19 protein-coding genes and 4 pseudogenes are annotated in these 19,368 nt (G+C 62.5%); 14 read left to right on the top strand and 9 right to left on the bottom strand.

Annotation, left to right across the window (positions count from 1 at the left end):
* Positions 1-33: 33 nt before the first annotated feature.
* Positions 34-1,482, top strand: coding sequence for an aldehyde dehydrogenase (locus H7C86_RS33760; protein WP_182263194.1), 1,449 nt, complete (start codon positions 34-36; stop codon positions 1,480-1,482).
* 1,264 nt (positions 1,483-2,746) lie between these two features.
* Here H7C86_RS33760 and H7C86_RS33755 read toward each other — a convergent pair.
* The 4 genes and pseudogenes from H7C86_RS33755 to H7C86_RS33745 form a co-directional block, all read right to left on the bottom strand.
* Positions 2,747-3,928: pseudogene (locus tag H7C86_RS33755) on the bottom strand (IS3 family transposase).
* Between the two features lie 45 nt (positions 3,929-3,973).
* A complete protein-coding gene (locus H7C86_RS37690; RefSeq protein ID WP_259349390.1) occupies positions 3,974-4,180 on the bottom strand; it encodes an alpha/beta hydrolase in 207 nt (68 codons plus the stop codon).
* Entirely contained in the window at positions 4,105-4,458 is a 354-nt protein-coding gene (locus H7C86_RS37685) for an alpha/beta hydrolase (RefSeq protein WP_259349388.1), read from the bottom strand. Before H7C86_RS37685 ends, H7C86_RS37690 begins: the two co-directional genes overlap by 76 nt.
* Positions 4,459-4,596: 138 nt before the next feature.
* Positions 4,597-4,899 (bottom strand): DUF4193 domain-containing protein, encoded by a 303-nt coding sequence (locus H7C86_RS33745; protein WP_182263193.1) that lies wholly within the window; start codon positions 4,897-4,899, stop codon positions 4,597-4,599.
* Positions 4,900-5,285: 386 nt separating this feature from the next.
* On the opposite strand from H7C86_RS33745, the pseudogene H7C86_RS38115 reads away from it, so the two are divergent.
* A pseudogene (locus H7C86_RS38115) lies at positions 5,286-5,552 on the top strand (type ISP restriction/modification enzyme); the annotation flags it as partial.
* Positions 5,553-5,637: 85 nt separating this feature from the next.
* Here the strand turns inward: H7C86_RS38115 and H7C86_RS37680 are convergent.
* Positions 5,638-5,925 (bottom strand): hypothetical protein, encoded by a 288-nt coding sequence (locus H7C86_RS37680; protein ID WP_259349387.1) that lies wholly within the window; start codon positions 5,923-5,925, stop codon positions 5,638-5,640.
* A 483-nt stretch (positions 5,926-6,408) separates the two neighbouring features.
* Here H7C86_RS37680 and H7C86_RS33730 point away from each other — a divergent pair, with 483 nt between their 5' ends.
* The 5 genes and pseudogenes from H7C86_RS33730 (at position 6,409) to H7C86_RS37675 (ending at position 9,298) form a co-directional block, all read left to right on the top strand.
* On the top strand, positions 6,409-6,585 hold the full coding sequence (locus H7C86_RS33730; RefSeq protein ID WP_182263191.1) for a hypothetical protein: 177 nt from the start codon (positions 6,409-6,411) through the stop codon (positions 6,583-6,585).
* A gap of 674 nt (positions 6,586-7,259) precedes the next feature.
* Positions 7,260-7,571, top strand: a pseudogene (locus H7C86_RS33725) (hypothetical protein); the annotation flags it as partial.
* Positions 7,568-7,975, top strand: a complete 408-nt coding sequence (locus H7C86_RS33720; protein WP_182263190.1) for a DUF952 domain-containing protein — start codon at positions 7,568-7,570, stop codon at positions 7,973-7,975. The pseudogene H7C86_RS33725 and the gene H7C86_RS33720, both read left to right, overlap by 4 nt.
* 439 nt (positions 7,976-8,414) lie before the next feature.
* Positions 8,415-8,612 (top strand): hypothetical protein, encoded by a 198-nt coding sequence (locus H7C86_RS33715; protein WP_182263189.1) that lies wholly within the window; start codon positions 8,415-8,417, stop codon positions 8,610-8,612.
* Between the two features lie 539 nt (positions 8,613-9,151).
* The gene (locus H7C86_RS37675; protein WP_259349386.1) at positions 9,152-9,298 is read left to right on the top strand and encodes a hypothetical protein; all 147 of its coding nucleotides are present in this window, start codon (positions 9,152-9,154) and stop codon (positions 9,296-9,298) included.
* 59 nt (positions 9,299-9,357) lie between these two features.
* Here H7C86_RS37675 and H7C86_RS37670 read toward each other — a convergent pair.
* Positions 9,358-9,507 (bottom strand): annotated as a pseudogene (locus H7C86_RS37670) (DUF488 domain-containing protein); the annotation flags it as partial.
* A gap of 496 nt (positions 9,508-10,003) precedes the next feature.
* Between H7C86_RS37670 and H7C86_RS33705 the strand changes: the two are divergent.
* Positions 10,004-10,402 (top strand): uracil-DNA glycosylase family protein, encoded by a 399-nt coding sequence (locus tag H7C86_RS33705; RefSeq protein WP_259349385.1) that lies wholly within the window; start codon positions 10,004-10,006, stop codon positions 10,400-10,402.
* A 352-nt stretch (positions 10,403-10,754) separates the two neighbouring features.
* Positions 10,755-11,246, top strand: coding sequence for a hypothetical protein (locus H7C86_RS33700; RefSeq protein WP_220463503.1), 492 nt, complete (start codon positions 10,755-10,757; stop codon positions 11,244-11,246).
* Positions 11,247-12,276: 1,030 nt separating this feature from the next.
* Here the strand turns inward: H7C86_RS33700 and H7C86_RS33695 are convergent.
* Positions 12,277-12,522 carry a hypothetical protein gene (locus H7C86_RS33695; RefSeq protein WP_182263187.1) on the bottom strand — a complete coding sequence of 82 codons (246 nt, stop codon included), beginning with the start codon at positions 12,520-12,522 and terminating at the stop codon, positions 12,277-12,279.
* 1,043 nt (positions 12,523-13,565) lie between these two features.
* Here H7C86_RS33695 and H7C86_RS33690 point away from each other — a divergent pair.
* The 3 genes from H7C86_RS33690 to H7C86_RS33685 all read left to right on the top strand — a co-directional run bounded on the left by H7C86_RS33690 (position 13,566) and on the right by H7C86_RS33685 (position 16,402).
* On the top strand, positions 13,566-14,327 hold the full coding sequence (locus H7C86_RS33690; RefSeq protein ID WP_182263186.1) for a hypothetical protein: 762 nt from the start codon (positions 13,566-13,568) through the stop codon (positions 14,325-14,327).
* 187 nt (positions 14,328-14,514) lie between these two features.
* On the top strand, positions 14,515-14,646 hold the full coding sequence (locus H7C86_RS37665; RefSeq protein WP_259349384.1) for a hypothetical protein: 132 nt from the start codon (positions 14,515-14,517) through the stop codon (positions 14,644-14,646).
* A gap of 598 nt (positions 14,647-15,244) precedes the next feature.
* Positions 15,245-16,402 carry an ATP-binding protein gene (locus H7C86_RS33685; RefSeq protein ID WP_182263199.1) on the top strand — a complete coding sequence of 386 codons (1,158 nt, stop codon included), beginning with the start codon at positions 15,245-15,247 and terminating at the stop codon, positions 16,400-16,402.
* A gap of 317 nt (positions 16,403-16,719) precedes the next feature.
* On the opposite strand, the gene H7C86_RS33680 is transcribed toward H7C86_RS33685, so the two are convergent.
* Entirely contained in the window at positions 16,720-17,850 is a 1,131-nt protein-coding gene (locus H7C86_RS33680) for a LacI family DNA-binding transcriptional regulator (RefSeq protein WP_182263185.1), read from the bottom strand.
* Positions 17,851-17,896: 46 nt separating this feature from the next.
* Positions 17,897-18,136, bottom strand: a complete 240-nt coding sequence (locus H7C86_RS33675; RefSeq protein WP_182263184.1) for a hypothetical protein — start codon at positions 18,134-18,136, stop codon at positions 17,897-17,899.
* A 96-nt stretch (positions 18,137-18,232) separates the two neighbouring features.
* On the opposite strand from H7C86_RS33675, the gene H7C86_RS33670 reads away from it, so the two are divergent.
* Positions 18,233-18,901, top strand: coding sequence for a GAF domain-containing protein (locus tag H7C86_RS33670; RefSeq protein ID WP_259349382.1), 669 nt, complete (start codon positions 18,233-18,235; stop codon positions 18,899-18,901).
* A gap of 168 nt (positions 18,902-19,069) precedes the next feature.
* A partial coding sequence (locus H7C86_RS33665; protein WP_182263183.1) for a GAF domain-containing protein occupies positions 19,070-19,368 on the top strand: 299 nt, incomplete at its 3' end.

Here is a 19,368-nt window from a genome sequence, read left to right as displayed (position 1 = left end):
GCGTTCCGTGACACTGAGAGAAAGAGACACCTGATGATCACGCGAGACAAGCTGTATATCGGCGGAAGATGGGTGCCGCCCGGAGACCCTGACCTGCTGAAGATCCGGTCCCCCCACGACCAATCAATCCTCGGGCGTGTGGCTCAGGCCACCAACGCCGATATCGATCGCGCGGTGGCGGTAGCCCGCGAGGCATTCGATCACGGCCCGTGGCCGGTTACCACACCCCAACAGAGACAGGACGTCATCCGCCGACTGAACACACTGCGGGAAACCCGCGCCGACGAGGTCGCGGCGGCCGTCTCGGCCGAGAACGGCTCAGCGCTGTGGTTCACGAAGATGGGCCAGCCGTTCCTAACCCGTCAGGTCACCGCCTACCTCAAGGCAGCCTCAGACCTCGCCTGGGAGGAGACCCTTGAACCATCCGACCCGACCGCGCCTTACGACACAATCGTGCGGCGTGAAGCGATTGGCGTCGTTGCCGCGGTGATCCCCTGGAACTCCCCGTTCTCGGCGGCCACCGCGAAACTCGTCCCGGCTCTGCTCGCGGGAAACACGGTGGTGTTGAAAGTATCCCCGGAGAACTCGCTGAGCATGATGCTGTTGGCTGACCTATTCACCGAGGCGGGACTTCCCGAAGGCGTGCTTAGTATCTTGGCGGCCAATCGTGAGACCAGTGAGCACCTCATCGCGCACCCTGACGTCGACAAGATCGCCTTCACCGGCTCCACCCGCGCCGGTCGACGCATCGCCTCGATCGCCGGCGAACAACTCAAGCGGGTCAGCCTAGAACTGGGCGGCAAGTCGGCAGCGATCATCCTTGACGACGCCGACATTTCGTCTGCCGCAGAGGGTCTCAAGTTCGGGTCATTGGGCAACAATGGTGAGGCATGCATCCTGCAGACCCGCATCCTGGCTCCCCGCAGCCGCTACCTCGAAGTCGTCGACGCGCTCAAAGAGATGGTGCAGTCGCTCAAGGTCGGTGACCCGTCCGCGCCTGACACGTTCGTCGGCCCGATGATCCGCCCCGACCAGCAGCAGCGGGTCCTCTCGTACATCAAGCTGGGTATCGAGGAGGGTGCCCGACTGGTTACCGGCGGGCCCCAGATCCCGAACGGGCTAGAGAACGGCAACTATGTTACGCCGACTTTGTTCGCCGACGTCGACAACAGCATGCGCATCGCGCAGGAGGAGATCTTCGGACCAGTACTCGTAGTCATCGCTTACGACGGCATCGATGACGCCATCTCGATCGCCAACGACTCCGAGTACGGCCTCTCTGGAGGAGTCTGGTCTGCCAGCACCGATCATGCCCTGCAGGTCGCGCGCCGCATCCGCTCCGGCACCGTCACTATCAACGGATCCCCAATCAGTTTCGACGGCCCGTTCGGCGGCTACAAATCCAGCGGCACCGGTCGCGAGTATGGCGCCGTTGGTTTGAGCGAATACCTCGAATACAAGAGCATCACCCGCAAGCGCTGAGCCTCGCCGACCTCAAGGACGCTGCCAGCCAATCCCCACTCGCCGCGTGACCTGAGGGCGATTGGGCTGGCCGAGTTCGGCTGTTTCGCCACTTTCACCGGCGCATCGGAGCTCACAAACCACAAGTTCATGGATCGGCGAGTGCTCGCGCCGCTACTCGGTGGGCTGCTGGCGATCATCGTGCTAGTCGTCTCTCAACGCCGGGGCAAGCGGCCGCTGCTCCCAGTCAAGGATATGTTGACGAGTTCGATCCCGGTCGTCGGAATCGCAGTTGCTCTGTTCGCCGCGGCTGCGGCGTGTCGGCGACCACACTCACCGCGAATGTGCTGACCGAGCACTACAGCCCGGTATATATCGGGTTGCTCTACCTGCCTGAGTTCGGCGGCGCAATGATCACGGAGCCCTTGGAATAGTCATCGACCGACAGTCCGTGCACTACCTGGGCGTAGCCCCAGCATGGATGCATCGCCGCTGCTTTCGAGAGTTCGCTCAAAGCAGCCGGTCACGATGCCAGTGCGGAAAGGAGTGAACGACCAGTCCGGTGATTTTCGCCTACGACGGCACCGAACTCGCGGACTCCCCAATCGCACAGGTAGTGACCCAGCTCGCAGTGTCGCGCGACGCGGTGGTCTTCTGCGTGTGGCAACCGGCCGTGTTGGCTTCACGCCCGTCACGGAAGAGCACTTCGACGCCGACCCTCCCGGCGAAGTAGAAGAGGCCGCCGAAGAATCCGCGGCACACGGAGCGGCACCGGGGAGGAGGCCAGCTTCCGGACCCGCCCCGTTACGGTCAAGTCTGCGCCGACCGGGAAAGGGATCATCAAGACGGCCGAGGACGAGTGGGCGAGCCTGATCGTGATCGGTTCCTACTGCTACGGCGGTCTAGTTGGGCACCTGGCGGTCATGTGGCATCAGCCGTTACGGCCCACTTCACGGCCCGTGTGCTGATTGTGCACCAGCACCCAAACATTCCCTGGTGCGCTGATCTTTGACGTTGATCCTGAGATTCAGGCGGCGCTCTGCAGTCGTACGTATTGATGTAGCTGTGTACATATTCGTCGAGTATGTGCAGGGTGCGGCACAGTTCGGTCGGTGGTGTTCGGGACCGGAAGGATTCTGTCCCGGCCGGCTCGGACACTGCCGAGCCACAAGCCGATGTGGGACCCTCTGAAAAGCTTGTCGTGTCAGCGTGTCAGCGTGTCGCCGTGGCGGCAGCGACGTCGCGAATGAAACGGGTCTGCTGCACGATTAGGTGACAGGTTCGGTCACGCAGCCTGACTGGCTGTCGTGGTCATGATTGCCTCGTATTCGACGGGAGTCAATCGGCCGAGGGCGGCTTGGCGACGGCGGCGGTGGTAGGTCCGCTCGATCCAGGTCACGATCGCGATCCGCAACTCCTCGCGGGTTGCCCAGGAACGTCGGTCGAGCACGTTCTTCTGCAGCAGGGAGAAGAAGCTCTCCATGGCGGCGTTGTCGCCGGCCGCGCCGACCCGTCCCATCGACCCGACCATGGCGTGCCGGCCCAGCGCGTGGACGAGTTTCCGGCTCCGAAATTGACTGCCCCGGTCGGTGTGTAGAACACAGCCGGCCACGTCATTGCGCCTGGCGACCGCGTTGCCCAGCGCTGTGACGGCGATCCGGGACTTCATCCGTGAGTCGATGGAGTAGCCCACGATCCGGTTGGAGTAGACATCTTTGATCGCGCACACATAGAGCTTGCCTTCCTCGGTCCAATGCTCCGTGATGTCACTGAGCCACAGTCGGTTTGGAGCATCGGCGGCGAACTCGTGCCGGACCCGACCCTTGGCATCGACGACAGCACAGAGGTCGTCGTGGACCGGGCTTCTTGCCGTTCTTGCCTCGCGTCTTCCCGAACACTGACCACCAGCCCAGGTCGGAGCAGATTCGCCATGCGGTCCGTTCGGCCATCGACTCGCCAGCCTCACTGGCTTCGTCGACCAGGAATCGGTACCCGAATTCCGGGTCGTCGCGGTGGGCATCGAACAGCGCGTCGGCGCGATAGGCCTCGACGCGCTCGGCGTCGGTGACCGGGTGCGCGAGCCAGCGGTAGTAGGGCTGGTGGGCGATCTCGAGGACCCGACACGTCACCGTGACGGGGATCCCGTCCTCGGCCAGCTCGCGGACGAGTGGGTACATCATTTTCCCGGCAGGTTTGCCTGTGACAGATACGCGGCTGCCCGGCGCAGGACCTCGACTTCCTGCTCGAGCAGCCGGTTGCGGCGCTTCAACTCGCGAAGCTCGGTGTTCTGGTCTTCGGTCGTCCCGGGCTTCACACCGTCTTCGACATCCTTGCGCATCCACCCGGTGAGGGTGGTGGCGTGGATCCCGAAGTCCTTCGCGATCTGCTCCAGCGTGGTCTTCGGATCTCTGGCCCGCGCGACTCGGACTACGTCTTCGCGGAACTCCTTGGGGAACGGCTTGGGCACTGCAACATCCTTTCAGCCCGGTCTCTCGACTAGACAGATCAGTTGTCACCTATCCGTGCAGCAGAGCCAACTGCTTATTTTGTCATGCAAGTCCTGGCAGCGCGGAATCGCGCCCCAGAAGACTCCGTGGACGAGACCGTCGAAACGAACATCGCGGCAGTCCACGCCAGCTGCTTTCAGGCGCTCGGCAAATTGCTTGGCTTCCTCGCGGACAACTTCGTGCTCCGTCGTGAGCACCAAGGTGGCGGGCAGGCCGGTGAGGTCAGCGAGCAGGGGAACCGCGTAAGGATTGTTGGCATCGGTGGGACACCGCCGTGATTGGCGATGTGGTCAGCAACCCAATGCAGCACGGCCATCCCATCCTCGGAGGCGGTAGGGATGGGGTGTTCCGGCGCTAGCCTGTACGCCGCCGTCACGATGGTTGCTCCTGGTGCATTGGCGATTGCTCCCGCGGGTTCGTCGACGACATCGAGGTCGCCAGCGATGAAGTCGCCCCGTGGTAGTACAGGACTACCGGCCGTGGGTGCCACGGCTCGGGAGTGTAGATGTGCAGAGGCAGTGGAGCGCCGTCTCCACCGGTGTATTCGGTGCGAGCGCCATCGGCGACTTACTGTGCTGGTGGCTGCTCGGTGTCGATCCGATCTGCGGTGTGAAAAGTCTATTGCTGCTCAGTCCGCGCAGTCCCGGCAGAGCAGCTGATCTGAGGTGGAGTCTGCTCGGCGGCTGCGGTGATGGACGAGGAAACAACTGATGCAGGTGAACTCGTCCGTCTGCTTTGGTAGTACTCGTACCGTGAATTCCTCACCGGAGAGGTCGGATCCGGGAAGGTCGAAGGATTCCGCTGCGTCGGCTTCGTCGATGTCGACGACCGCGGATTGTGTTTCGTTGCGGGTGGTGGTCAATTGGGCCAACGAATCGTCTATTTCTTCGTCGGCTTCGGTGCGTCGTGGTGCGTCGTAGTCGGTTGCCATGGTTCCTTCGGGTGATTTTTCTGGTTCGATCGGTGTCCGTCCGGACACGTGTGGTGCAGGTGTGTGCGGCATCGGGATTCGTTGCGTACTTGTATGGCACCTCATGTGCCTGGCTCGAGACGATACCCTGGGCTACTCAACCTGGATGTACTCGACACAGGTCCAGGTCTTCCCCTAGATGTGTGAGAAGTCCGGGCCTCCCGGCGGCGGGTTCGACGTCACATCGTCTGACGGGGAAGTTGCCGACGTGTGGCGGTGCGGCGGGGTAGATGACATCACCGACGGCATTCTTGCCCTCTCCGCAGGATGGCGACGGTCACGTCGTCAAGGACGACATCTTCTACGTCCATGGGCACCTGCGTGAGGCGGCCTAGCGGGACGCTTATGTGGGGCAGTTGACGAAGATGCTCCCGCGCATCCCGATACCCGAGTCCCGAGAGCCTTTCGCGCAGTTGGTCTCTGCTGGTCATAGCCTGGCAGATCTGCACGTTTACTACGAGATGGTCGAGTCGTGTCCCCGTGACGTGCAACTCAAGACGGGGTGTATCCACTGTCGACGGCGAGACGTGACAGGTATCGAAAATGAAGTGGGGCAAGAAGAGAGACCACGGTACCGGCAAGAACGTGACGACCGCACCACACTCGTCTACGACCCGAATGTCGCCATCGCGGCGTCCCGGAGGAGGCTGAGCAGTACATGCCCGGCGCCTGGTTGGTGTTGGCGTGGATCATTGACCGCTACCAGGTCAAGACGGACAAAGCGTCGGCTATCGTGTGCCCGAGCGTGTGATTCGCGGGTGACGCCGGTGGGAAGGTGTTCTGTGCATTCGGTGTCGGTGTTGTCGAATCCGGAAAGATAGGCCGCGAGTACGGCTGCTTCGCGCCGGAATTAGTGAGCTCGGATACCTCTGCCACGACTGTGGCGGGGGGATTGCGGTGCGGTGCGGTGTTGGAGATGGATGTTCTGGCATCGGTTCGGGTACTCCATTCGGCCCCGACCTGATGAGGTGCGTGCGTGTTCGACATGCGTGGTTGACCGTAGCGCCTGTCGCGCATAGCTATCAACAGCTACCGTGGGTCCGACCGTCAGGTGGGGGTCCTCGGATCTGGCGGGCCGGCAACAAGCGACGTGTCGACAGCACCGGATGGAAAACGCGTTTCGGCGAAGGGGTATTCGGTCGTGTCGATACCACCGGCGCTCCCAGCTCCCTGCTGGGGGCGTCAGAATTTTGTTCACGCTGAGGGTCGTGGTCGGTGGTCCGCGTTGGTCGAAGTTCCCCGTAGATCTGAATGTTGGACGATTGACCGAGTAGCTTGAGGGGTGTGGAAAGGTGTACAACAATCTATACGGCGATGTGATCTGTTTCATATCTCGTTGTCACTGCTGGACACACGTAGTAGCCGTCTTGAGATCACAGGATATTCGGAGGCGAACCTGTCAGTGGTCCGCAGCGTCGCCCACCGACGCTCCGGATGGTGCCCACTCAGGAAAGGACAAAACGATGGACGGTGCCCGTCCCACACCCGACTTTCCCCGTACGGCTGCAGTCGACCTCGGCGATCGCGTTCGGTTCGGTATTGTCGGCGTCCGCGCCCGCATTGGTTCTGACTGGGTCCTTCGCGCTGCGTGTGTGCGTGGTGGCTCTGGTCGCGGTGTGTGTGGGTGTCGCTGCACTTGTGATCTGACGCGTTCAACCGAGACTGTTCGGAAGATCGAATTCTCCACTAAGCAAGGATCTTTCACATGAATGTCCCGAACTCGACAACGACCTCCCGCGCCGCTGGGCGCAGTGCCGCGATGAGTACCGCAGAGATTAAGTCTCGGGTCGAGGCGATGTTCGCCGACAGCGGTCCGCGGGCCGCGAAGGAAACCGGGGCGACGGCGTCGGGAGCGCCGTCTGGGGGGCGGAGTTGACACCCTGCTGAATCACCACTGCCGTCGCCGGGTGTCTCCGTCAAGGGTGTGGCCTCAGGATAAATGCCGCGATATATGGCGAATCGGACAGTTGCACCTGCGTGTTGGCGGGCTCTGGGTTTGCTACCGGCACGTGTGTTTTGCACTCCGCGTACATGACGGTGAGGAATGGAAATTCGGAGGTGGTGAACTCGATGGTGTCTACGGAGACGTCTACCATTTCGGCGGAGGGGACGGAGTATCGGAATCAACGAGGTCGTCGTACGGGCGGGCAGCCACGCGGCACTGCCCTCGTGGTGATTGAACCACGCCTCCGGTCTGGGTCGATTTCGGCGCTCGATCTCTCCCCCGCTGGCTCGTCGGCCGTGACGTACACGCTTCGAAGCACTCCCCGAGGCTGGCCCGTGTGACCGGACCCACGCCAGCTACCCCGGTAGTTCATGATCTGGATGCTGCGCCGCGCACCGAGCCGCTGACTTCCCCGATCCAAGCGAAACTGAGTGAACTGCTCGGTCACCGGCCAGAACCTGTGCTGGTGCTGTTGATGGAATTGCGGCGTCTGCACCGCGTGACCGCAGGTGTGTCCGCTGACTGGGAACTTCTCGCCCAGGGCGCGCAGGCGGTCAAGGATCAGGACTTGCTCACTCTCAGCGAGCGCTGCCATCCCCAGACGTTACGGCAGCTGCGGTGGTCCAATGCCATGCTGAAACACGATCGATTTTCGGATTCCATCGGTGAGGAAGGAGTAGTGACATGAGTGGCCCACGCATCGTGCATGTGGCGCTGGCCGATGACTGGGAGGGCTGTCGACGCTTCGGGGAATACGATGTCGCCACGGTAGCCACCTCGTTCGATGACATCGGATACATTCACGCCAGCACCAGCACGCATCTACCAGTGGTACTCGAGCAACCCTACGGCCAGGTGAAGTTGCCGCTGTTGTTGATCGTGCTCGACGAACAGAGTCTCGCCGCTGCCGGGATCGACATCAGCTGGCGCACCGACGGAAGCGCGGAGCGCGGTCCGCGCATTCTCTCGCCCTTCCCGATGGAGGCTCCCATTGTCGTCGAGACCATCGAACTCGACTACCAAGACGGCGGATGGGTGACGCCGGATCTGGCAGGTTTCGCCGTGCGCGAGAATGCGCCCGGTTCGCTGTGATGCGCGATTAAGGGAAACTCTTTCAATGTTCATTCGTCAGAGGTCAACGGGATGCCTCTTCGATCCGTAGACGGGCCGTCGTCCCATCCGATCTGTCGGAGGCGTGATCCGCGATGCGCGGTGATTCGGCAACGAGAACGTGCAGCGTTCGGCAGAATGGTCGCCGTCAGTGCTCGGGAATCGGGCGAAACGAATCCGGTGACGCTGCATGCCAATCCGCCGTCCACGACGGTGGCGGGTCGGACAACAGTTCACCCCGGGCGCAGCCATGGATAGATCTCGGCATAGGACCGGATGTCGGTGGGCGATATTTTCCTGCGCAGCATCTCAGTCCTTGAGTGCACCCATCGATGCCATGATCTGGAATGCCTGACGCACTGATGCACGGTGCTCTTGGTCTTCGGGCCGGGCGGCAGGCGAACATCTGAGAGGACCCGACATGACGGAAAAGGAACCGGCAGAGGTCCTTTTGCGGTGGTCCAACTCCGGCGCGACGTGGCGGGTTGTACACAGAACCCCCACAATGGTTACCGTCTCACTACGCCGCTGCGATGGGGGCGAGGAAGTCGATCGCCTGACATCGTCCGATCCCGACCTCCTGGAGTGGATCGGTGACCGTGTGAGTAGCGAGGACTGACCGGACAGTTGCTTGCTGTCGACGGGCACGCTATCGGTGGAATCGTGGGTGTGATCAGCTCTCGTGGCGGCTGTTCTGGGTCTGGGTCAGCGACGAGGACACGGATGCCGTCACGGTGGAGGGTGAGCGGTTGGTCCGTTCGAATCCCTTCCGTCGCTGCAACGATGTTTTCGAATCGGCGGATCGTGCCAGCAAGTCACGTGGGATACGTGTTGCATCCCGCAGTGAGATACGCCAACCCTGTTGGCACACAATAATTTTCCAGTCAGGTAGATGGGTTTCGCGGCGGGCGATTCTTCGTCTGGCAGGGCTTCACGGACCTCGGTTGCCCTGTTCAGGCAGGGGAGATTGATTCTTCCGCTCGCGTACACGGTCCCCGTGCCCCGCAGTATGCGTGGCAATGGGACACCTAACAGTTTCCGTGTCGGCGGTGACGGTGGTTCGGCGCGGCAACGAACGTCGCTGTACGGACTATTCTGCGGGATCGGGTGGGTGCCAGATGCGTTCCTCGTCGATCTTCGCGAAGGATGTGCTGGTGTGTGGTGTGGCTGTGGAGGGCTCATGATGTCGAGGACCTGGTAGCCGTGTACGAGCAGGGCGTCACCGATCAGCGATCGGTGGCATCGCCACGCGACGGCTTCGGCGCACATGATCGTGGTGACGGCATCTGCTGTGGCGGTGCATAATGGTCGATACCTTCGTCGAAGGGCTCTGTTTGTATGTAGTCGTCGTAGCCGCGGAACGAGGTGTTGCGCCAAGCGCCGTTGATGGAGTTTCTCGTGGTGTGGTGTAGTCCCCCGAGTGCGTCGATCCATTGGTATCTGATGTGGTGGTGGGGGAGGGATTCAGTGAGGGTGTCGTGGCCGAACTGGGGGTTGTGACGCGGCTGGGGGATGGAGCGGACGTCGACGCCCGTTCGATGTTGCGGGCGCGGAGAAGAGGTCGCGGATCGTCGGCGTCACTTACGCGTTGTCGGACGGGTCGGATGCGCTTGCAGGGCACTGTCGGTGATGTCGGAGAAACCACAAGAGGCTCCGAGTCCGGTGACACCGATCGCCTCGCCTGAAACGACCGCGCCAGAACGCCGGGAAACCATCGGCTGGGCTGCTGGAGATTTCTGTCGGGATCCCGCGAATGTTGCCAGGCCAGCGAGAAGGCGGGGAAGTGGTTCATCGACGTATCGTGGCTTAGGGGTGTTTGATCATGCAGGAATCTTTGCCACAGGTGTTGACGGAGATCCGAGGGTGCACGCTGTGCGCTGACCAGCTGCCCTACGGCCCGCGGCCCGTCGTGCAGGCCGGTCCCTCCGCTCGGTTACGCATTATCGGTCAGGCACCCGGACGTAAGTCCACACCACCGGTATCGCATGGGACGACCCGTCGGGGAATCGTTTGCGCAGGTGGCTGGATCTCACGTCGACGCAGTTCTACGATCCAAGCACGGTGGCGCTCACGTCGATGGGCTTCTGCTATCCAGGCAAAGCACGTTCGGGCGATAAACCGCCGCAACGAGAATGTGCATCCCGGTGGCATCCGGCTCTCGAGGATCACTTGCCGAACATTGCGCTCACGGTCTTGGTCGGTCAGTACGCACACGCCCATTACTTACGGCAGGATCGCAGAACGACGTTGACCGATACCGTCCGCGCTGCCGAGGACTATTTGCCGCTCGGCTATCTCCCTCTACCGCATCCGTCTCCGCGCAATCAACCGTGGCTGTCCAAGAACCCGTGGTTCGAGGAGGAGGTGCTACCAATCGCGCAGGCTGCAGTTCGGGCCCTCCACCTTTGACCCCTTCCAGTTCTCCTGGTGCACGTCTACGGGCGTCTCACCTCGCTCGTACCGCTTGTGTCAGAGTCGATGTCGATGTGGGGACGGCTATGTTCGGCGTGACGGACGTATCGACTCGACAAGCGCCCAGCCTGCTGACCCGCTGAGCTGGTTCCGCCGTGAGCAGGCAGCCGGGGAACTCGGGTGTCGGCGATGACCACGGAGTCGATGGCGCAGGGTGCATTCGGGCCACGGTGTCGGACAATTGTCAGCAGTCGGGCCGGAGTCGGTGTTGCGGCGGATGAGCGTGCAGGGGAATGTATCCGAACCATGCCTGGATGTGGTCGGGGGAAGAGCGGCGTGGTCGACCACCGTGACTCAGTCGTCGGGTGTGCCGGTTGATCTGGCGTTCGACAGTCGCACGGGTGTGCTCGTGCGCCTGACCGGACCGGAGGACGCCGGCGGTTTCGAGGTCCTCCATCTCACCGAGCATGGCCAGTTGGGTGCGGAGTTGTTTCGGTGGGACGGGCCGTCGGTGGATGCGCCGATGTCTGCTCGGCGCCGCCCTGCCGGAGATCGCGAGCAGCAGGGTGCGTCGCGGGTGGAGGAGCTCACTGCGCTGGTGGCTGCTCTCGATCGTCCCCTGGAGGTGCTCGAGGTTGTAACTGGAGATGCTCGAGGTTGTAGTTACCTCAAGGGTGGAAGGGCGACGCGTGAGGCGATCGCGGACCTTCTTGGTGTGTCGGCGGTCGGTGCGGAAGCGGTGGCCTCGATGGCGCTGATGGGGTTTCGGTCGGATGTGGCCCAGAGGGCGCGTGAGGAGTTGGCGGCGTTGCGGAGCCGTTCTCTCGGCGGGGGAGAGTAACGGCCAGACGCTGGGTGGCACATCAGTGGTCGCCGATTGGGTGGTGTGGGATCGGTACCATCTGTTGTCGCGGATCGCTTTGTGGCAGGCGCTGATCGGGTCGGCGGCGAGCGCAGTGGTGACGATCGGCGGCGTCACGTGAGGTTCGGCGTGTAACTCGTCCAGTCTGTTGGGCCGGGAGGTGGGCAGTGTCCGTGGTCTCCACCTACCCACTTCACCGGACGCGCGAAGGGCAGGTGACGAAGTGTGTGTTGTACGCCAGTTAGGTACCGGGACAACAGTCGCCTCGGTCTGCGCATCCAATCCCCGGAATCACGTTGGTGAAGCTCCGAGGCGAGTGCGGTTCAGCGCTTGCGCCTGCCTGGCGAAGCGGGGGTGCTGGTGAAAATAGGTCTGGGAGACGGGCGTCCCGCCTCCCGTCGAGTGACCAGCCGGTCGACGGGCGCCTCACAGGTAACAATAGCTGGGAAATCCCCTACTGCACAGGAAGTTCCCGATTTCAGGGACGGTGACTGACAGGTCGGCGACGTCAGAGAGTTCGTCGAGATTCGATCTGTGCGCGGCCGACGCCTGTTCTTACCTCTTCAGGGAACCCCTGCTGATGGACCTCTTGCCTGCGTATTCGGTGGACGTGGAGTCTTCGGGTTCCGGTCGGCGGGCTGGTAAGTCCCGGGCGCGCTTCGGTGATGGCCGTTCGCTGCGTTATCGCGCTCGTTGTAGCAGCGTGTTTTTCGCGGACGATGGGGCTGCCGGCGGTCTGGGTTCCCGATGCTCGGTGGGCAGGAGGAACAACGGCGCGGGCGCGGCGTTCACCGCGGTGGAGCGGTCATTGTGGCTGGTGCACTCGTGCAGAGTGCGCGGTGCTGCTCGTGCAGGAGGTGACGCTCTCGCGGTGGGATCCAGGGTCCTTCGTAGACGCGGAGGTCGCATCCGCGGCACTGGGTTCGGAAGTAGCCTTCGCTCATCGATCGGGTTCCTTTCGTTATTTCTCGGCGACGAGTCTCGGCGGGCGTGTGGGGGCTGCCGACAGTCATGATCGCGTGGGGAAACCGTAGCGCTGCCGCATCCGGGTGAGGGTCGCGATGTCGTCATCGTTGACCTGTGTCGCGGCCGCCCAGGCGAGGCTGTCGGCGTAGTCGCGTCGACGTTGTCGACGTTCCTCGGGCGTGAGTACCGTCGCGGCGGTGTGAGGGTCCGCGCAGTTCGTATCGGTGTTCTCGAATTGCGCGAGGTACGCGGCGAGGATGGCGGCGTCACGCCGAAATCTACTCAACACTGCCGCCTCACCTCGGTATGGCAGCGGTCGTACCGTCTCCACGACGTATCGGAGGCAAGTGTGATGTCAGGCATGGGACGTGACGCTCCATTCGGTCCCGACCTGCTGAAGACAGTGCAATTTTTCGATCAATACGGACTTTAGCATTGCATCGCAGCGGTTCAGTTATCCGCAAGCTACGGGATGGGCAGCGGTAACTGATTCGCGAACCGCGGGTTAGCCTGAGATTTTTCAGGGCGCGCGTGGTCGGGCCGAACACGAGCACCGCGTGGAGGTCCGGTGTGTCGTCAAACCGGAGTGTTGTGATGGTGAGTGGGCAGGTGCCTGCATCCCTCGCGGGCGAAACGCTGCTCACGCAGAGTGATATCCGAACTGGTGACGGCGGTGCTCTGGAGAAAACGCCTTTCGGCAATTTCGTGCCCCGGAAGCATGTCCAGGCAGGCGGGTTTCGCGTTCGGACAGAGGCTGTTCTCGGTGCTGGGTTGGTAGAGCAATCTCCGGCGCCGGAATCGGACACCGATGGTCAGCATGGCGGTGTGTCCGGAACACTGCGCCTGTTTCTGGTCGTAAGGTCGATTGCGTCGCCGTGTTCTCGACCCAACCCCGAGAGGATGGCGCCGGGGCTTGTCGGCCTCGCACATGAGCGTCGACGGCCCTGTTCGGTGCGCTGGCTTCTGTCACGGTTGGCAGCGCACCAGGGCTCCACCGGCGAGTCTCACTCCCTTGCCGGTGGAGCCCCTTTTCGTTCGGATCGTGTCTCGGACGACGATTCCTTTACTCGGGGAAGGCTGGAGTCGGGGCCATCGCGGCGCGGGCCGGCTTCGGTGAACGTAGAACCTGACTGATCAACGCTAATGGACACACTGTCCCATGCTGTGAGAATCTTTGCCGCAACCTGAAAAGTGAAACACGTTATCGAGCAACGATTTCCGGTTGTGTGTGAATAACGGTCACTCGATAGTTAAACATTCACAAACCGGACAGTCTGTGTTAGTTTTTGCTGATCTTTACCCCCGCGCACTTCATCGAGAGGTTCCACCCGTATGTCCAATAACACCCGTCGCGCCGGCGTCGTCGCCGCACTCGTCAGCTCCGCAGCCCTGATCGCGCCGGCTTTCGCCGGTGCACTGCCCACAGGCTCGCTCGGCTCTGACGGTGACAAGGCTCCCGGCTTCACCTGCGATGCGACCTCCACCGCGACCACAGCCAACGGGTGGGGCATCCCGTTCACCGACGAGAAGGACCAGACCGCGTCGTACTCGGCCGAGAACGTCTTCGACAGCGACGGTTCCCTCAATCTCGAAGTCACCGACGTCACGGATCGCTCCGTGTCGTACCACTCCGCCGGCAGCGTCAAGCTCTCCGACGCTGCAGCGAAGGAGATCGGGTTCTCCGAGCGCGCCGTCACGACCAGCGCCGCATTCCAGTTGCGTCTGACCGGCACCACGAACCCGGAGGACAACGGGTTCACCACCTTGGTGTGGGTGCCGAGCGAGAACGGCGCACCCGTGACGGACGACGCTGTCAAACACGGGGACATTCAGGACGGCCTCTGGTGGAGCACCCGCACCATTGGCGGTGCAGTCAAGGACGTCCCGACCTCACTCGACGCGATCGTGGAGGCTAACCCCGACGCGACGGTCGAGCACTACGGAGTCAGCGTGGGCACCGGCTCGGCAGCCTCGAACGTCTTCGTCGATACCGTGAAGTTCAACGGCTGCACCACCAACTTCGCCAAGAAGGACGCCAAGCCGGAAACCGGCACCGGCTCGCTCGGCAATCTCGGCAACATCTTCGGCAGCTAGACGCGAAAGACCAGGGGCGGCATTCCCACGGGTACGGCGGCGGTATGAACTGGCGCCCGCATGTCAGGCCCGCCACCGAGAATCCCCCCGTCAAGGAGGGGTGGAGACAGGCAGTGTGCCTGGACCCTGCCTCTCTCGCTTCGCTGATAGTAACCACCTTCAATCAACAATGTACTGAGGAGTTTTCATGGGATCGTTCGATACCGCATCGCTGAGCACTGAATCGCTCGAAGATCTCAATTTCGGCAAGGTCAGCGAGCTGCTCAAGCTGGGCATCACCGCAGTCTCTTTCATCGCCGCCCTGAATTCGCTCAGCTGAGCGCGGCCTCGGGTTGAGGTGGAGGAGAATGTAGCCGGTCTTCGGGAACTTACCGCCGCCAGAGTCGGCTGATGTGGCGGTCAGGGTGACCCCGGGCCAATGCAGAATGCGGTGGACTTCACCAGTGATCTTTGGTGAGCGTCGGTGGGTCCTCTTCGGCGCTGGCTTCCGTCTCGGTTCTCGCGCACCAGAGCCGTCTGTAGGGTCACCTCTTTGTCGGCGGGTTCTCCTTGCGGGTTGGATTTGCATCCCGCCCGATGTTCCATCTTGGTGACGAGCGGCCGGCATCACGACGAACTCGTCCTCCGTCCGCGCCTGCCAGTCGCGAGCACAACCTGTGCCGCGTGTGATCGCGGCAATCTGCACGCCGCAGTGACGAAGACGCCGACGACACGTGTGTCGAGCCGATGGGCAGTTTCCATCGCTGTGTGACAGAGGCCGCGTCCGAATTGCTGATCAGTCTGCACCGTAATGCGGGGAAGTGCGTGCCTGGCCTTGCCGGAGCCGTCGCGTGCGGCACGCTCGACTGCGCACTGGAAGATATCTGAGCCTATGGTCATCTATCTGAATTGGGCTATACATTGCTATAGTTTCCGATATTGACTTGGAGTTGAATTCGTTCAAGCCGGGATCGGACCTTCGTCCTCCCGCGCTCGAAGGTCGAGACAAGCAGCTTGCGGCCTTCGACCTTCTGGTGGCGCGGAGCAAGCGCCGTAATTACGACCGGGGCATGATCTTGTCGGGGCTGAGGCGGGTGGGTAAGACGACACTGTTGAACACCCTTGCCGAGCATGCTGATCGGCATGAATGGTTGACGATCGGTATCGAGGCGCGGCCTAATGTCTCCGGCACCGCAGCGGTACGGGTGAAGCTTTCGCAAGAGCTGACAGTTGGCCTGCGCCGCTACAGTCGCAAGCACAAACTTCAGCAGGTCGTCGACCCGTTGATCGATCTTGCCCGGGGATTTTCCCTGCAGGTCGGGCTCGGGCGGGAGACGGTGAAGGTCGGAGCGGCGCAGCCGGCGGCGGTGAGCGGCGACATCGACATCGAGGAGCTCGCCGGGGCGCTCAAGCCGCGCGGTGGTGCTTTCGGTTTGTTCATCGACGAGATGCAATATCTCGACACTGATTTGTTGTCTGCATTGCTGGCGGTTCAGCATCGTGCGAGCCAGCGGGAATGGCCGTTTTTCTTGATCGGGGCGGGCTTGCCGAATTTGCCGGCAACCTTGGCGGAGAACCGTTCCTATGCCGAGCGGCAGTTCCTCTACAACACGATCGGGCCCCTTGACCGGGACGCTGCCGCTGATGCGTTGCGGATTCCGGTCCGTCGCCACGGCGGCGACTTCACCGAGGAGGCGTTGGCGCTGTTGGTCTCGGCGAGCGGTGGTTTCCCGTACTTCCTGCAGGAGTACGGCAAAGCGGTCTGGAATCTCGCCCCGGAGGCACCGTTTCAGCTCGAGGACACCGAGCTCGCCGTCGAAGTCGGCCGAAGTCATCTCGATGAGGGGTTCTTTCCTTCCCTCTGGAATCGTTCCACTGACCGTGAGCGTCGGTATCTTGTCGCGATAGCTGCTACAGGTGAGGGCGCGCCCCGGTCGGGGAAGGTTGCCGAGCTGATGGGATCGACGTCGAGTGGAGTCAGCGATGTCCGTGACTCCGCTATTCGTAAGGGGCTGATCTGGGCGCCGGAACACGGTCGGATCGCTTTCACCGTGCCCGGCATGGCTGACTTCATCAGGCGCCAACCTACAGCGTAGAAATGTTTCCGGCGCTGTGCGATAACGGTGTGTCCTTGCTCTGCTGTGGTCTTATTCGGAAGGACTGAGAGGAGAACTCGGGACCGAAACCGTTACTGCAGTGGCCGATTCGATGTCGCTCGTCTCTCTGAGGTGGAGGGAATGCCGATGGGATGTTATTCGGGTGCGGAGTTGTTCGGTGAGTCGAGAGTTTTGATGTTGGTGTGTTGTGAGTGCAGGCTGAGGGAGGCGGGCTCAGCCGTAAAACGCCAGCCCGGATCAGTGGACTGTGTGCGGAGGGCGCCGCCGGCAACACAGTATTCATGCCCTAGCGCTCGTTACCGGGCGTGGGACCGGGGCTCTGGTGGAGCGTTCGATCTGACGGTTGCGCGGGGTGTGTCGCGTTGATTTTCGATTCGATGTTCGCCGGTGCTCGCTCGCATGCGTAGTTTGCTGCGGGCGAGGTGTTGTGCAGCGGCTTCGTCGCCGTTGACCAGGGCCAGTAGTAGTTGCACGGCGGTGGCGGCTTGTTCTTCGGGGAAGAAGTCGAAGGCTGTGATCGGGGGGCCGGAGGTCAGTAGAGCGGGCTCGTCGATGTCCTGGGCGATCAGGACATCGCCCGGGATCGAGAGGCCGAGATCGTGCGCTGCCCGGGCCGCGGCGGGGGCAGCGCCGAGGGTCAGCGACAGTATCGCGTCGGGTGGATTTTTCGACGTGAGAGCGTTGCGGGTCGTCGTATATGCTGCGGCGGCAAGGTATTCGACGGTGTGGGTGCCTGGGAACGATGTCAGGTGGCTGCTGATGCGGGGCTTGATGTTGCGATCGCGGAACCAGTGGATGCAGGCCATGGTCGTGGCGCGTGTCCACTCTGAATTCGTTCCGGGAGTGAGGACGAGAATGTTTCTCGCCCCTTGTTCGGTGAGGTGGTTCATGAGCGTGGCGGTGGTGGTGGCCAGGTCGGGCGTGATGCAACTTGCGAACAGTGCAGCGTTTCCAGGACCCACTGCGACGGAGGGGATTCCCCTCGTTGTGAGGATGTCGAGACGAGGATCGTGAGTGCTCGGATCGACGACGAGTACCCCGTCCATCTCGATTCGCCGTAGTTCGTTCGGGTCTTTCATCGACGGCAGCAGAAGCAGCGAATGATCGGCCAGGAACGCAGACTGGGCGGCGGTGGTTGCCACGCGCCCGTACCAATCGAAGTTGAGGTATGCGGCAGAGGACAGCCCTTCGCGAGCGGGGAGCACGGGAGTGGGGAGCATCAGAGCGAGAGTTGAAGTCCGGTGTGATCGCAGCGTCTGAGCTGACCGATTGGGGTGGTATCCGAGGCCGTGGGCGATCTGTTGGACGCGTGCGCGGGTCGCCGCGTCGACTCGGCCTTTGCCGTTGAGAGCGTGGGAGGCGGTTGACGCGGCGACTCCTGCAGCGGCCGCGACGTCGCGGAGCGTCGGGGTATGAGGAGATGCCACCGGTCCTCGCTCCTGGTCGGCGTGTGGTGTCGGCTCAGCGTAACGGTCAATCGCTTCGGCACGGTGGTCCTGGGCAGAGAATCTCCTCGATGCTGTGCGCCGCATCGTGTGCGGCAAACCTGACCATGTGCAGGACGTTTCGGCGCACGCTGACCGCGGAGACAGCAGGTAGAGGGAGAGCATCGACGAACTCGACGTGCACCGACTCTCGACTGCCACGACTACGCCGTGTGCACGCTGCGATTGCGGTGACGCGCGCCGGGTCAGCACCGATGTTGCCGGCCATGTGTTGCCGTCCTTGCCACCGGGATGTTCGGGTGGGGTGTGGAGGCTGAAAGAAGCTTGGCCCCAGTAGAGTTGATGTGCACATGCAATACGGTCGGTGCCCAGTTCGGGAAGGTACCTTTTCGATGTCGACAGACCTGTCCCCGCGTGCGTCTCGTCCGTCGGAGCCGTTCGAGGTGACGAAGCGCTGGCGAGTGAGCTTGTCTGCGAGACAGGGATCGACGGGGCAGGGGTCGCGGTGTTTGCGCCCGAGTCGACGCGTGATCTCGTGTACGCCAGCGACGGCGTCGCGGAGGAGCTCGACGAAACGCAGTTCACCCTCAGGGAAGGCCCGTGCATGGACGCTTTCCGTTTCGACAGTCCGGAACTGCACGCCGACATGGCCGGTGGCGAGGCCCGTGCGCGGTGGCCACTGTTCACAGCCCAGGTGTTGGCCTTGGGTACGGCCAGCGTCTACGCGTATCCGCTCGGGGGTGGTGGGTCGCCGTTCGGGGTGCTCGAACTCTACGGCAGTTCTCCGGTTGCGTTGGTGCCGTCCGATGATGTGACGTGTCGCGCGTACGCGCGACACGATCGCTCATGCAGTGGTCTCCGAACTCGCACCCGCGTACGCATTGACTTCGGGTGGCGATGTCGGGGTGTTCCGGCGTGGGAACGTGAACATCGCTTCCGGGATACTCGCTGCCCACCACAGGATCTCGGTGAAGCCAGCGCTGCCACCTTCGAGTGCGCGCAGGATGGTGCCTGCGGGATAGGACCATCATGACTCGCGACGAACTCTGCACTGCGCTCGATGCGCCTTCTCCGTTTACCGACGGGGTCATCACGCAGCATTACGACTCCGACGAAATCGCTGTTTCGGTAGAGCGTTTTCGGTGCGCTCCTGCGAAATCCGATGCCCTTACCGGTGCTGCTGCAATCAGTGTGCGCGCAAGTGGTGGCGACGATCCCCACGGTGGACATGGCCGGCGTGACGATCCTCTCTGCTCACGACAAGGCGCCGGCGACGGTCACGTGCACCGATGAGCGCGCTCTCGGCGTCGACATCGACCAGTATCGGGCCAATGAAGGGCCGTGTCTGGAAGCGGCGCGCACCCGGCAGGTGGTGCGAGTGCGTATCGAGGACGCCGCACTACGGTGGCCTGAGTTCGCGAAGAACGTCGCCGGTATGGGGGTGGCGAGTTATCTGTCGGCGCCGCTGACGACCGACGACGACCACGGGGGAGTGTTGAA

The sequence above is a fragment of the Rhodococcus sp. UFZ-B548 genome (genome assembly GCF_903819475.1).
Lineage (GTDB): Bacteria > Actinomycetota > Actinomycetes > Mycobacteriales > Mycobacteriaceae > Rhodococcus_F > Rhodococcus_F erythropolis.
The sequence above is the reverse complement of the archived record's forward strand: the minus strand, read 5'-3'. Positions and strand labels throughout refer to the sequence as shown.

Excerpts from the sequence above, each read along its gene's own strand:
- H7C86_RS33760 (WP_182263194.1), top strand. The coding sequence starts at position 34 with ATGATCACGCGAGACAAGCTGTATATCGGCGGAAGATGGGTGCCGCCC.
- H7C86_RS33745 (WP_182263193.1), bottom strand. The coding sequence starts at position 4,899 with ATGGCAACCGACTACGACGCACCACGACGCACCGAAGCCGACGAAGAA.
- H7C86_RS37680 (WP_259349387.1), bottom strand. The coding sequence starts at position 5,925 with ATGTCGAACACGCACGCACCTCATCAGGTCGGGGCCGAATGGAGTACC.
- H7C86_RS33720 (WP_182263190.1), top strand. The coding sequence starts at position 7,568 with ATGAGTGGCCCACGCATCGTGCATGTGGCGCTGGCCGATGACTGGGAG.
- H7C86_RS33715 (WP_182263189.1), top strand. The coding sequence starts at position 8,415 with ATGACGGAAAAGGAACCGGCAGAGGTCCTTTTGCGGTGGTCCAACTCC.
- H7C86_RS33690 (WP_182263186.1), top strand. The coding sequence starts at position 13,566 with ATGTCCAATAACACCCGTCGCGCCGGCGTCGTCGCCGCACTCGTCAGC.
- H7C86_RS37665 (WP_259349384.1), top strand. The coding sequence starts at position 14,515 with ATGGGATCGTTCGATACCGCATCGCTGAGCACTGAATCGCTCGAAGAT.
- H7C86_RS33675 (WP_182263184.1), bottom strand. The coding sequence starts at position 18,136 with ATGGCCGGCAACATCGGTGCTGACCCGGCGCGCGTCACCGCAATCGCA.